Consider the following 12,484-nt stretch of genomic DNA (forward strand, 5'->3'; position numbering starts at 1 on the left):
TCAGGCTGAGACCTCGGCCTTCTCCCGGACCAAGCTGCTGTCGTCGTTCCCGACTTTGAGGAGGTTTAGGATAGGCGTCGTGCTCATTGTGGTCACCAGTGCCATAACGACCATCATGGTGAAGAGCGTGGGAGAAAAGGCGCCCACGTTGTAAGCAATATTCAGCACGACCAGCTCCACCAATCCCCGAGTATTCATCAGCGCACCCAGGGCAAAGGCATTTCGCCATCTTTGGCCTGTCCAGCGGGCAGCCAGAACGCCGCCCCCCATCTTTCCAAAGACTGCGCCAGCCAGCACGATGGCGGTCCACCACCACATTTTTGCATCGTCCAGCAGGTCCAGCCGGGTGCGCAGACCGGTCAGAGCGAAGAAAAGCGGCAGGAGCAGGGCAGAGGTCACCATGTCGAGTTTTGCCCGGACCGCCTGCTGCCAATGCTCAATGCGCGGAAAGCATACGCCAGCAAGGAAGGCCCCGAAGAGCGGATGCACGCCAATCCATTCCGTGGCAGCCGCCGAGGCCAGTGCGAAGATGATGAAAATGCCCAGCAGTTCGAGGGAAAGATTTGGCTTTTTGCGTAAGGTAACGGCCCGTGCAGCGAGGGGACGTACCATGCCAAGCATCAGCAGGAGATACATGGCCAGGTATGCGAGGCGCAAGGGCAAGGAAGCCGGCCCCCCATCGGCCCCGATCAAAGTGAGCGCGAATGCCAGCAGCGTCCAGGCCAGCACATCATCCACCGCTGCACAAAGAATGGCCGTCGTGCCCAGCGGCGTACCCTGCAGACGCCGCTCTTCCAGAATGCGCGCCAGAACGGGAAATGCCGTGATACTCATTGCGATACCCAGGAAAAGCACGAACGGAAGATTCCCGATGCCATGCGGTGCAAACCGGATGCGCAGTGAGTGCGCCAACGCTGCGGCCGTGATAAAGGGAATGAGAATGCTTGTTCCGCTGGCCAGCACTGCGGTCCTGCGTTGACATATAAGCTGGTCATAGTCCAGCTCCATGCCAATCAGGAAGAGATAGAGCACAAGTCCAACGGTTGAAAGAATCTCAAGAGGGTGGAGAGAGCCTGCGGAAAACAGCAGTATGGAAGTGTGAGGAGCAAGGCGGCCAAACACAGACGGTCCCAGCAGAATCCCCCCGACCATTTCGCCGATGACACGGGCCTGCCCAAGGCGGCGCGCCATCCACCCACAAATCAGGGTGACGGCCAGAATGACGGACATCTGCGCAAGTAAAAGAGTCATAAGGGCCTGTGATGTTTCGGGAATTTTTTTATGAGATGCTGCTTTTGCCTTTTGTGTTGGGTAACTCGGGTGAGAACTTTCCCACTCTATCGTCTAATCTAGAGGCATGGACAATCGCACTCCTCCAGAAGTTTTTGATGTCCTGGTCATTGGGGCAGGACCGACGGGCATGGCCTGCGCAATTGAAGCGCAGCGTATCGCTCTTCGTAGTGTGCTGGTGGATAAAGGATGTCTCTGTAATTCCATTTACCATTACCCGTCAAACATGACGTTTTTTACGACTCCAGAGCTGCTGGAAATTGGTGATGTCCCTTTTCCCAGCGTAAACCAGAAGCCCACACGCAATGAAGCGCTGGAATATTACCGGAAGGTGGCCGAACACTATCAGCTTGATGTTCGGCAATATCAAAAGGTGAACACCATTTCGGGGGCAGATGGTGCTTTCCGTGTCCATGTAACAGATAAATTCGGACGCCAACTTACCCACCATGCGCGCAAACTGGTGGTGGCCACCGGCTATTATGATCTGCCCAATCTTATGGGCATTCCGGGAGAAGACCTGCCCAAGGTCCATCATTATTATGAAGATCCGCATCCTTACTACGGACTGGATGTAATGGTCATTGGTGGAAAAAATTCAGCGGCAATTGCGGCACTGGACTTGTGGCGTCACGGAGCGCGAGTCACACTTGTGCATCGTGGTCCTGCCATGCACAAGCACGTAAAATACTGGATCCTTCCTGACATTGAAAACCGCATCAAGAATGGGGAGATTACCGCATATTTTCAAACCCAGGTGGAACGCATCGAGGAAGATTCTGTCATTCTGAAGACGCCGGAGGGAGAAGTTTCGGTGAAGAATGATTTTGTCTTTGCCATGACTGGCTACCATCCGGACTTCGATTTTCTGATGTCGCTCGGGATCCGGCTGGAAAGTAAAGACCGCTGTCCCGAGTGCAATCCGCAAAGCTTGGAAAGCAACATACCAGGAATTTACCTGGCTGGAGTAATTCTTGCCGGCGAGCGTACGAATGAAATCTTTATTGAAAATGGCCGCTTTCACGGAAAGAGGATTGCGGCCGATCTGAAGGAGAAGCTGACAGCTGTGCTGGAAGCTTAAGTGAATGAGCGGTCCTCCCGGCAGAAGCGTAGCGATTTCACCCAGATTCTGGATGGAGCTTCGGCGTCTTCTGGGGAAATTTTTTGAAGGACGGAAAACTGCTTTTGTGGAAGCCCAGAACAATTCGTGGCCAGTTGATTGCCAGCCTGGTTCTATTTGAGCTGCTTGCTCTTGGATTGTTTACTGCTTTTCTTGTGCGTGAGCAGCAGAAGGAGCTCCAGCAGCGCATTGACCGCCGCCTGGAGTATCAGGGATCGCAATTGGCATTGCAGGCTGCAGAAGCCATTGAGGAAGGCAAGGCCGATTCCCTACAGAAGATGGTGAGCACGCTGCTGCATTATCCCAGCATCGGCAACGTGCAGATTACTGATTTGCAGGGAAGGGCCATTGCGGGTGCAGATGCTTCCATGAACGGAAAGCTGAATCTGACGCCGACAGAGCGCAATTTTCTCAGACGTCTGGACCGACCGGCCATCTTCAACCTTAAGGAAAACGTACGTGAAATCGTTGCTCCTGTGATGGTCCAGGGCCAAATCAGGGGACTGGTATGGATCGCCCCTAACGAAGAATCAGACCGCCTGCAACTGCATTCGTTATTGCGGGTCACACTCATCTCAGCCATTCTTGCTACTCTTGGGTGCACGATTCTGGCCACGCTGATGGCGCGGACGGTCACCAAACCCTTGAATGTACTGATGCGTGCCACCCGCCAGATTGTGCGCGACCCGGAAGACCTCTCGAATTTTCCGCTCCCAGTTACCTCAGAAAATGAGGCAGCGGCTTTGACCACGGCATTCAATATGATGGTTGCCTCCATCGAGGAGCAGCGTTCCGGGTTGAACGATACTCTGGCGCTGCTGGACTCCATGCTGGCCAACGCCCCAATTGGTTTTGCGTTCTTTGACCGTAAGTTCCGGTTTGTTCGCGTCAACCAGTTTCTGGCGGACATGCATCACAGCACGATTAGCCGGCACCTGGGGCGCGCCGTCAATGAGGTCTTTCCGGAGTCCGCCGCAGTTCCGCTGCAGCGGGCCATTGACCAGGTTTTTTCCACAGGACGACCAGTGCAGGACCTGGAATTGACCGGCGAGATCGAAGGCCAGCCGGGCCGCATCCGTGCATGGCTGGCCAATGTATATCCCGTACAGACGGGTTCTAATGCGGTGCGATGGGTTGGCGCGGTGATTGTGGACACAACGCAGCGCCGCAATTCCGAAGAGGCATTGCGAAAAACGGAAAAATTGGCTGCGGCAGGTCGTCTGGCAGCTTCCATCGCTCACGAGATTAATAATCCGCTGGAAGCTGTAACGAACCTTTTGTATCTCATCCGTCTTCAGGAAAAACTTCCATCTGAGATCGAGAGATATGTGGACCTGGCCCAGCACGAGCTGGCCCGCGTTTCTGAAATTACCCAACAGACGTTGAGGTTCTACCGGCAGTCCACTCTTCCGGTTACAGCAAACATCTGTGAGCTGCTGGAATCGGTGCTGACTTTGCATCAGGGGCGGGTCAATTCTTTGCATGTAGAAGTACGCCGCTTTTATGACTCACAGGTTGAAATCTTCTGTTTTGCAGGTGAACTGCGTCAGCTCTTTGCCAACCTTATCAGCAATGCTTTGGATGCGATGATGCCCGGTCCAGGCATGCTGACGCTCAGCGTCCGGCAATCACGTTCGTGGCGTAATCCATCCGTTGAGGGAGTGCGCATTTCTGTTGCTGATACTGGATGCGGAATGTCCGATGAAGTGCGGGCGCGCATTTTTGAACCTTTCTTTACCACAAAAGACGCAACCGGCACCGGGCTTGGTCTGTGGGTCAGCGCCGAAGTCATCCGCAAGCACCGGGGTGAGGTCCGCATTCGCAGCCGCGCCGCTGATACGTGCCATCCGCAGCGAAAGCCAGGGACGGTCTTTATGATTTTCTTTCCCCAGTCCGCTGTTGAGGGGCACTTGAGCGAAAATTACGCTAATAGCTCTCAGACGGCATAACAGGGAGCTCCCCGGCGGGAGTGAATTGGGCTAAGCATGCAGTCGTTCCCAGGCCAGGGTGTTATAGACACTACGGTTTGAGGATGGCATTATATCCATCCGCCAGCAGACGCGAGCGCATTGCCCGGGCTGCATCCCGAGAAGCAAAGGGCCCCACCTGAACGTGGTAGAGCTTGTCTTGCGGCTCATTGCGCACAGAAACGGTATAGCCATGCTTTTGCAGGGCGTTGGCCAGCGTATTTGCGTCTTCCTGGCGCGATACTGCAGCGATCTGCACCATGAAAGATCCGCTGGATGGGGTAGAGGCCGGTGTGGCGACTGGGAATGCTGCGGGCTTCAAAGCGGGCCTGACGACGGAAGAGGGTTGTGCCAGGGTCTGTGCGGGAGCAGGTTTTGGCGTCGTATTTTCGGTGTCTTCCTGCGACATGCTCTGCGCCGCAGAAGGATTGGTTGGGTCCGCAGACTGGCCTTCTGTCTGCAATGCTTCCATGGCCGATGGCTTGGGCGTGCTGTTTGCCTGCGGCGTGGAGGTTTCCGCCTGTGGGCTGGCCGTCGGCGATGCCTCAGGTGGGCTGGACGTATTCGCTGTTCCGCGGCGTCCCATCGAGTAACCAAAGCCGAAAAACACGCCGCACACCAGCACAAGGCCAAAGAAAATCCCCAGTAACGTGCCTGTATTCAGCGTAATTTCAGACTCGTTTTCGTTTATCTCTTCGTACTCGGCCACATTTCTCATTTTTGCTCCTCAGATCTGGCGGGAACAATTTTCTGGATCAGGGAAATCAGTTCCACTGGCAGGGGGAAGATGACAGTGGTGTTCTTCTCCGTCCCGATATCTGTAAGTGTCTGCAGATATCGCAATTGCAAAGTCATGGGCTGTGTGGCCAGCAGGTTCGCGGCATCCACCAGGCGCTGCGCTGCGGCATATTCGCCCTCGGCATTGATAATCTTCGATCGCTTTTCGCGTTCGGCCTCTGCCTGCTTGGCCATGGCGCGTAGCATCTGCTCTGGAAGGTCCACCTGCTTGACTTCCACACTCACCACTTTTACGCCCCAAGGTTCTGTACGCTGGTCCATGATGCTCTGGATGCGCTGATTGAGAGCGTCCCGATGCGCCAGCAGACTGTCCAGCTCGACCTCTCCAAGCACGGAGCGCAAGGTGGTCTGTGCAAATTGGGAAGTCTGATAGACATAATTTGAAACTTCGATCACAGCCTTTAAAGGATCGAGCACGCGCAGGGTGATGACCGCATTTACCTTGATCGTCACATTGTCGCGCGTAATGACGTCCTGCGGAGGGACTTCCAGGACTTCCTGTCGCAGGGAAACGCGGATCATCTGATCAAAGGGGCGAAAAACAAGAATGATCCCCGGCCCCTTGGGCTGCTGCAAAGCGCGTCCGAGACGGAAAATGACGCCGCGCTCGTATTCGCGCAGTATCTTGATAGAGTTCAGCAGATAAAGAATGATGACTGCTACGACAATCAGGCCGGGAATGCCCATGGTCCTCCCTCCCGCACTGGGATTGTATCGCAGCCCATGAGCAGAAAAACGGGTTATTTTGTTGTGGACCGATTGTCAGGAACCCTTTCTACCAACAGGGTCAGGCCGCGCACATCGCGGACCCGCACAAGCTCGCCGGCTGAAACGCGTTCTGGGCATTCGGCAAACCAAAGCTCACCGTGGACCAGAACTTGTCCGCGCGGGTCCAGCGGCTGCTGGGCCATTGCAATCGAGCCAACCAGGGCCTCCGGTCCAGTAAGAGACTTGTTTTTTCGCGCCCGCCACGCCAGCCGCACAAGGAAAGTCGTCACGGCACCGAAGGCAATGCCTGCTCCGATGGCCGTTCCCATGCTGACGCGCATCTCCGGAATGGGCCCTGCTACCAATGTCAACAGACCTAGAACCAGGCAGAGGATGCCTGAAGCTGCGAGTACACCGTGCCCGCCAAACTTGGCTTCGAGCAGCATCAGCACAAACGCACCTGCTATCAGCAGAAGGGAGGTGTAGCGCACCGGAAGCAGATTCAGCGCAAAAAGTGACAACAGCAAAAGCATCGTTCCCAGGGCACCGGGAACAATGGTACCGGGAGTATTGAATTCCAGATAAATCAGTAGCGCGCCAATGACCAATACGAGCACGGCCAGATTCGGATCCATCATCCGGTCAAGGATGTTTTCGCGCAAGGTCGTGGCCACCGGAATCAGATGAGCATGATGCGTGTGTAGGAAGGTAGTCGAGCCGTCGAAACGCGTCACATTACGGCCATCCAACATGTTGAGAAGAGCAGTATTGCTGGGAGCAATGCAATCAATCAGCTTCAATTGCTCGGCCTCGCGCTCGGTGTAAGACTTTGAGTCCAGCACGGCGTCCTGCGCCGCTGCTATGTTGCGTCCTCGGCGTGAAACGTAGGAGCGCAGAAAAGCTGTTGCATCGTTCTCCAGCTTACGTTTCATCTCATCGTCGAGCTTTCCGCCCATCACCACCGGGTGAGCAGCACCGGCATTGGTGCCCGGCGCCATGGCAGCGATATCGGCGGCTTCAAGAATAAAAAAGCCCGCCGATCCGGCGCGGCTGCCCGCAGGAGCAACATAGACAATGACCGGTACGGGAGAAGCGAGAATATCATGCACGATGGCCCGGGTAGATTCAAGCATTCCGCCCGGCGTGTTCAATTCGATCAACACAGCGTCGGCATGGAGTCCGGCTGCAATGGCCAGCCCGCGACGAAGATAACCCTCGCTTACCGGCTGGATCGTGTCGTCAACGTGAAGAAGTACGACCTGCGGTGGTTGTTGGGCTGGACAGAAAGCAGGGAAGAGCAGCGTCAGGATGCAGCCGACAAACAGGCCCAGGCCGTGCCGTCTTCGTTTCATGGCACTTGCTGGCCTTTCTGCTCCAGAGCCATTTTCATCACGCGCGCATTGGGATTATTAGGCTCAATCTTCAGTGCTGCGCTGATTTCATTGGCTGCGGTGGCCAACTGGTGTGCCTGCTCATCCATACGAGCCAGAATCAGATGGGCCTCTACGTTCGGCTGCAACTGCAAAGACTTCTGGGCCTCCTGACGGGCGGCGTCAGGATCGTTGGTGCGTTCGCGTACTTCGGCCAGTCCGGCATATGCGGAGGCTGAGGACGGGTCCGCCTGGATGGCAGCCTGAAACTCGCGCTCTGCTTCCAGCAAAAGTCCGCGATTCAAAAACTGTCTGCCATCCTTTACCAATGCGGCGGAGCGTTCCTGGCTAGGCAGAGCGGCCAGCCGCAGGTTTTGCATTTGCTCCATCTCAAAGGCGGCCTGGCGGAAACTGGCCTCGTTGTAGCTGCGTTTAATGCGCTCCAACGGCAGCTCAGGCGTCTGTGCCGCATTGGTAGCATTCTGCTGTTCCGTATGCAGCGTGTTGGCAAAGCTGGCAATGTCGGCGTCCTGTGGACGAAGCTTCATGGCCAGGTCTGCTTCCTTCATCGCGCCTGCAAGGTCGCCCCGTCGGCGGAGAGAAACAGCGAGGTTGAAGTGATAATCGGCGTCTTTCGGGTCTGCTGCTGCGGCTTGCTGAAAAAGAGATGTCCCATCGCGACCCCGGCGGGCTGCGGCCACGCCCTGGTTGTTGACTACTTCGGGCAGGGGAAGACGCGTCGTGTCAAAGGCAAAGGCGTCTTCAGCCTCAAGATATCTTCCGGTATAGAAAAAAGCCAATCCACGGTAAAAATCCGCTTCGAGTGCATTCGGGTCATCTTTTGGCAGATTCCCCAGAGTTGTTGCTGCCAGATCAAAGTTCTGGTTGGAAAAGTAGGCCTTTCCCAAGGCGAGCATTGCAGGATAAAAATGCGGCGCCAACCGCATGGCCTCGCGCAGATGACGGATGCGCTCATTCAGCGAATCCTCGGTCAGGCCACGGATGTAATTTTCAAAGGCGGCAACGGGAAGATCGGAGTCTGCATTAAGAAACGTCTGCTGCGCCACGGCATAGCTTGGGTCTAGCTGCCGGACCGTCATCCAGGCAAGGCTGTTCAACAGATCGAGCAGGCGCGTCATGTCCATTTGGATACTGATGGCATCGCCCAATTTCAATTCGGTCACATCCAGCACCTGCGCCGTTGCGTTGAGTGAATTTCCTGATGTGGTGAAAAAGCCAAAGATCACGTAGTCCGCATCGAGGGTCTGCGCGATGCGGATCGTGCTGGCGCGAGAAGGTTGAAAGTTGGCCGGCAGTCCCAGGCGATCGAGCGCATACAGGCGGTCGTTGCGGCTGATAGGAAGAAAGCCTGCCGCGCCAAGTCTACGGTTGAAGATTTCCGGAAAGGCCTCGCCAATCCAATTCAGGTCAGCCCGGCCGCTGTGGTTTTCAAAGGGCAGCACGAGTAGCAGTCGGCCGTGTTCGGCCGGCTCTGTTTCGGCATGGGGGCGTGAGGCAGCCGTAGCAGGTTGCTGGGCTGCGAGAACCGGCGCTGCGAGCAGCAGCAGACCGCAGATAAGGGAGCGAAATCGATTCAAAGGCCGCACTTCAAGGCTGATTATATTGGAACGGGTGCAGAGGAAGCCTTGCTTCCTGTGGGCGGTCAAAGCGAAGCACCGCCGCCCATTCCCCATGCTGCTCGCCGTGCCAGGTGATGATGCCGCCCAGCAGATGGGCGATGGAGCTTGGTGGCAGATCACGGTGGAAATCAAAATAGCGCGTATCCAGGGCCTCATTCCTGCGGCCCAGGCTTAGCCATGGATGTGGCGGGTCATACTTGGTGGAAAATACCAGGGCCACGGAGTATTCCGGAGCAAGCCGGGCGGCTGCTTTCACCTGATCAAAGGAGAAGTTGTCCACGGCAACAGTATCAATCGGATATGGAACGTAACCCAGCTCCGGTTTACGTAATTCATCGGTGACAGGCCATGCGGTCAGCACAACGGCTCCGGGATCATGCTGCACAATCTGCTGGATAGCGGCCTGGTGCAGCAGAATGACGTCCCTGTACGCCAGATTGTCTTCCGGAGCAAAGCGGTAGGGCGGATTGATGAAGATTCCTGCCAGAAAACCCGCCGCACATAGGGCAACGAGCGCGGGCCACATTTGGAACCGCCGGTAAAAAGTGTTGACACAGAGCAGCAAAACTAACGGGTACAAAGGCAGAAGATAGCGTGTAAGGAGTGCTCCACCCAGGACAGAAAATAGAACAAGATTGGCCAGAATCACGATATAGAAGGTGTTCTGAGCCTGAGTGGGAATGCGCTCCCGGCCATCAATCGGCGGCAGCATCATACATGCCAACATGAGGAGCACCGGCACAAACAGGTTCATATGTGCTGTTAATTGCAGCAGGCGATGGAAAAAGGCTAGCAAAACCCGCAATGGAAGAATCGTAGCTGTGGCGTTATAACGCAGGTATTCCGGATTGCCAAAGATGAAACCTGTGCGGTGCCAGTGCCAGGCATACCAGCAGGTGAGAGGAAGAATCGGGAGCAGAAGTGCGGCCCCCTGCAGCCACTGGCGCTGGCGTGACAATTGCGACGGAGGTTTGGTGCGGCTTGGGTTTGCAGCCAGAAGCATCATCTCCCAGACTGCCAAGGCCAGTGGAGTTACAACGGCCGTTTCTTTACACAGAGCTGCGAGTGAGAAACAGAAAACACACGCCCAGGTCTGTTTCTCCAGATAGAAAAGCAGCGCCCAGAGAGTGGCTGTAGCCGCAAAGAGGTCTGCATGGGCCAGAGAGCTTTGCACAAACCAGATGGGATATATCGTCGTAAGCAGAACCGTTGCCCATGCCACATGCCATTTCCGGGTCGTGTTTCTGCCCATTTGGAAAACAGCCAGCAGAGCGAGTGAGGCCATGGCGCACATGGCTGTTCGTGTAACCCAGGGGGCGAACCCGAAGACTTTCCACCAAAGTGCCAGATAGATCGAAGGCAGAGGAGGATGGGCGTTCGAGAGCGTTGAAAAGGGAATCAGTGCTCCGGTACGAAAAAAATCATACGCGGCAGGAATATAGTAGCCGGCTTCGTCCCAGTAGTATGGCAAATGGAGCAGCGGAAGGTGGGCTGCCAGAACAGCGGCAAAGATTGCAAAAAAAAGAGCGGCCTTTTTCATTTCGTCAGTTGTCATCATACGAAAGCCGAAGGCCGTTCTACGCACTGGATAGAATACGCAAACCTCCTAAGAGCTCCACTAGCAGAAGAAGGCATGCTACACGCAGAAGATGCCGCCCGATGCCATTCGAAAGGTCACCAGTTTGACCCGCCTCTTTAACCGTTGTTAATATTGAACTGCGGGGTGGAGCAGCCTGGTAGCTCGTTGGGCTCATAACCCAAAGGTCGTAGGTTCAAATCCTACCCCCGCAACCAAATCTTTCAATCACTTACAAGATTTGATTGCTCCCGGCAAGTCCCCGTTATCCCCCGATAGGAATGGCTGCAATTTACTGTAGCGTCGCAGATGCCTCGCCTGTGGCAGAGTTCTGCGAGTTGGGGCCAAATACCAGTCCTACAACCTGGCTGTTTGCTTGGCGTTTCGTTTCCGTCATGGCCCGCCCATAGACATTCATCGTCGTCTGGATCGAAGCGTGACGCATCAATTCCTGTTGCACCTTCATAGGAGCACCGGTCTCGTCGAGCCAGGAGCGGTAGGTGTGGCGAAAAGTGTGCCACCCAATGTCTTCTCCCAGTTTGGCGAGCTTTGCAGCCCGTTTGATCTGCGACTTCTGCAGGCTCTCCTGGTGGTACGGCCTCCCCGTGACCGGATTGGCAAAAACCCAATCTTCATCTCGCGGGAAGACTGAAGCAGAGCGCCATTGCAACAGCACCTCCGCCAGACGAGCATCGAGCGGAACATCGTCTCTTGAGTATTCCGTCTTCACGTCGTCCACCCTTCCGCCCACCACGCTTCTCTGGACCAGAACCGAGCGATTCTCGAAATTGAAATCGCCCCATTGCAAGCCCAGAATCTCGCTGACCCGAAGCCCCAGGCACTGCGCTACCAAAACCATCGTGCGGTAGGGTTCACCCCAGAAACTTGAGCAGTTCAAAGAACTCGTCCACGTCAAGAACCCGTGGCCGCTTGAGCCGTTTGCTTCCATTCTTCACGCGCACCAGAGAGACAGGGTTCTTGCCGAGTTCGATAATGCCCCACCGCTCCGCGCACTTGAAGACTTGGTGCATGATTCCCCGTACATGAGTCTTTGACTTTGGGGCCAGCGGCAAATCGTGCAACCACTGCTCCATCGCCATCGGTTTCAGCTTATCCACGGGGTGTTCTCCCCAACGTGGGCGGATGTGGACTCGGATGTTCGACAAGTGCGATTTCCGAGTCGAGTAACGCTCCGAGAGTTCCTGCTCGATATACCGGTCGAGCAAGGCTCCAAAAGACGCCGCCTCCACTTCCGCGCGTGGAGATTCTTCGTTGAGTCTAAGAAGAAGAGCTTGCGTGGCTTTCCGTGCTTGGGTCTCCGTTGTGAGCACACCGCGATCACCAAGGATCACGCTCTGCCGTTTACGCATCCCCTGAGAATCCGTTTCGTAATAGCGGAACTCCCACACGTCCGGTCCGCGCTCGCGCTTCCTCAACCGCAGACTTCCATATTGATACCGTGTCCGAACTAGCAAGGGTTGATCTCCTCTCTGGTTACGGGCACGAGTGGCTGATTCCAGCCTACTGTGCCTGGTCGTCGTCGAGTGGTTCGATCCTCGTGCCGGATCGGTAAAGGTCGGACGCCCGGAAGCGCCACAGCTTTCCTACGCGCACGCCGTGAACGATTCCATTTCGTGCGTAACGCTGAAGGGTCTTGGGGTGAACTTGAATGATGGCTGCCGCCCGATCACTGTTTAGCAGCGGTTCGAATGAAACGGGAGAATGAGGGGAATCGAACATGGTTCGCACACTCCTTAACACCACAATGTGTGGGGCCAAGACGCACTGTCAACCCACTGCTTGGGGCGCATTTTCATTCTCATGGATGCGGCGTGCGAAGCAAAAGCGAACGGTTGGGTACAGTAAGTGCATAGAGGTGCACCATTGTCATTCTTTGGCACTCATTGTCCTCGTGGATTTTCGATCTCACAAAAACGAAATTAGTTTCGGACCTCTATTCCACTGGACAAATCCCGCTGACATTCGCCAGACAGCTACAGAGTAGCAGGCAAAGC

The 12,484-nt window shown here is 55.5% G+C and carries 11 protein-coding genes and 1 tRNA gene; 3 read left to right on the forward strand and 9 right to left on the reverse strand.

What is annotated here, in order from left to right:
* Window positions 1–1,251, reverse strand: a complete 1,251-nt coding sequence (locus N655_RS0112155; protein WP_026443213.1) for a cation:proton antiporter — start codon at window positions 1,249–1,251, stop codon at window positions 1–3.
* A gap of 106 nt (window positions 1,252–1,357) precedes the next feature.
* Between N655_RS0112155 and N655_RS0112160 the strand changes: the two genes are divergently transcribed.
* Together N655_RS0112160 and N655_RS19930 are read left to right on the forward strand one after the other, a co-directional pair.
* Window positions 1,358–2,371, forward strand: coding sequence for a YpdA family putative bacillithiol disulfide reductase (locus N655_RS0112160; RefSeq protein WP_026443214.1), 1,014 nt, complete (start codon window positions 1,358–1,360; stop codon window positions 2,369–2,371).
* Between the two features lie 83 nt (window positions 2,372–2,454).
* On the forward strand, window positions 2,455–4,359 hold the full coding sequence (locus N655_RS19930; RefSeq protein ID WP_049961404.1) for a sensor histidine kinase: 1,905 nt from the start codon (window positions 2,455–2,457) through the stop codon (window positions 4,357–4,359).
* A 70-nt stretch (window positions 4,360–4,429) separates the two neighbouring features.
* Here the strand turns inward: N655_RS19930 and N655_RS19935 are convergent, their stop codons facing one another.
* Genes N655_RS19935 through N655_RS0112195 form a run of 5 tightly spaced genes read right to left on the reverse strand, consistent with a single transcriptional unit; the run spans window position 4,430 to window position 10,433 of the window.
* Entirely contained in the window at window positions 4,430–5,095 is a 666-nt protein-coding gene (locus tag N655_RS19935; protein ID WP_026443215.1) for an SPOR domain-containing protein, read from the reverse strand.
* Window positions 5,092–5,862, reverse strand: a complete 771-nt coding sequence (locus N655_RS0112180) for a slipin family protein (RefSeq protein WP_026443216.1) — start codon at window positions 5,860–5,862, stop codon at window positions 5,092–5,094. The genes N655_RS19935 and N655_RS0112180 overlap by 4 nt, the downstream gene beginning before the upstream one ends.
* A 53-nt stretch (window positions 5,863–5,915) precedes the next feature.
* Window positions 5,916–7,235 carry an NfeD family protein gene (locus N655_RS0112185; RefSeq protein WP_049961405.1) on the reverse strand — a complete coding sequence of 440 codons (1,320 nt, stop codon included), beginning with the start codon at window positions 7,233–7,235 and terminating at the stop codon, window positions 5,916–5,918.
* Complete coding sequence (locus N655_RS0112190; protein WP_026443218.1) at window positions 7,232–8,851, reverse strand: tetratricopeptide repeat protein; 1,620 nt, start codon at window positions 8,849–8,851, stop codon at window positions 7,232–7,234. The genes N655_RS0112185 and N655_RS0112190 overlap by 4 nt, the downstream gene beginning before the upstream one ends.
* Window positions 8,852–8,861: 10 nt before the next feature.
* A complete protein-coding gene (locus tag N655_RS0112195; RefSeq protein ID WP_044935864.1) occupies window positions 8,862–10,433 on the reverse strand; it encodes an ArnT family glycosyltransferase in 1,572 nt (523 codons plus the stop codon).
* Between the two features lie 177 nt (window positions 10,434–10,610).
* Between N655_RS0112195 and N655_RS0112200 the strand changes: the two genes are divergently transcribed.
* Window positions 10,611–10,687, forward strand: a tRNA-Met gene (locus tag N655_RS0112200).
* Between the two features lie 74 nt (window positions 10,688–10,761).
* On the opposite strand, the gene N655_RS0112205 is transcribed toward N655_RS0112200, so the two are convergent.
* The 3 genes from N655_RS0112205 to N655_RS21205 are packed head-to-tail and all read right to left on the reverse strand — an operon-like array spanning window position 10,762 to window position 12,209.
* Window positions 10,762–11,328 (reverse strand): tyrosine-type recombinase/integrase, encoded by a 567-nt coding sequence (locus tag N655_RS0112205; RefSeq protein WP_026443220.1) that lies wholly within the window; start codon window positions 11,326–11,328, stop codon window positions 10,762–10,764.
* Window positions 11,329–11,341: 13 nt separating this feature from the next.
* Window positions 11,342–11,944 carry a hypothetical protein gene (locus N655_RS0112210; protein ID WP_155987584.1) on the reverse strand — a complete coding sequence of 201 codons (603 nt, stop codon included), beginning with the start codon at window positions 11,942–11,944 and terminating at the stop codon, window positions 11,342–11,344.
* A 46-nt stretch (window positions 11,945–11,990) separates the two neighbouring features.
* Window positions 11,991–12,209, reverse strand: a complete 219-nt coding sequence (locus tag N655_RS21205; RefSeq protein WP_044934576.1) for a helix-turn-helix domain-containing protein — start codon at window positions 12,207–12,209, stop codon at window positions 11,991–11,993.
* Window positions 12,210–12,484 lie beyond the last annotated feature (275 nt).

Source organism: Pseudacidobacterium ailaaui, assembly GCF_000688455.1.
Classification (GTDB): Bacteria; Acidobacteriota; Terriglobia; order Terriglobales; family Acidobacteriaceae; genus Pseudacidobacterium; species Pseudacidobacterium ailaaui.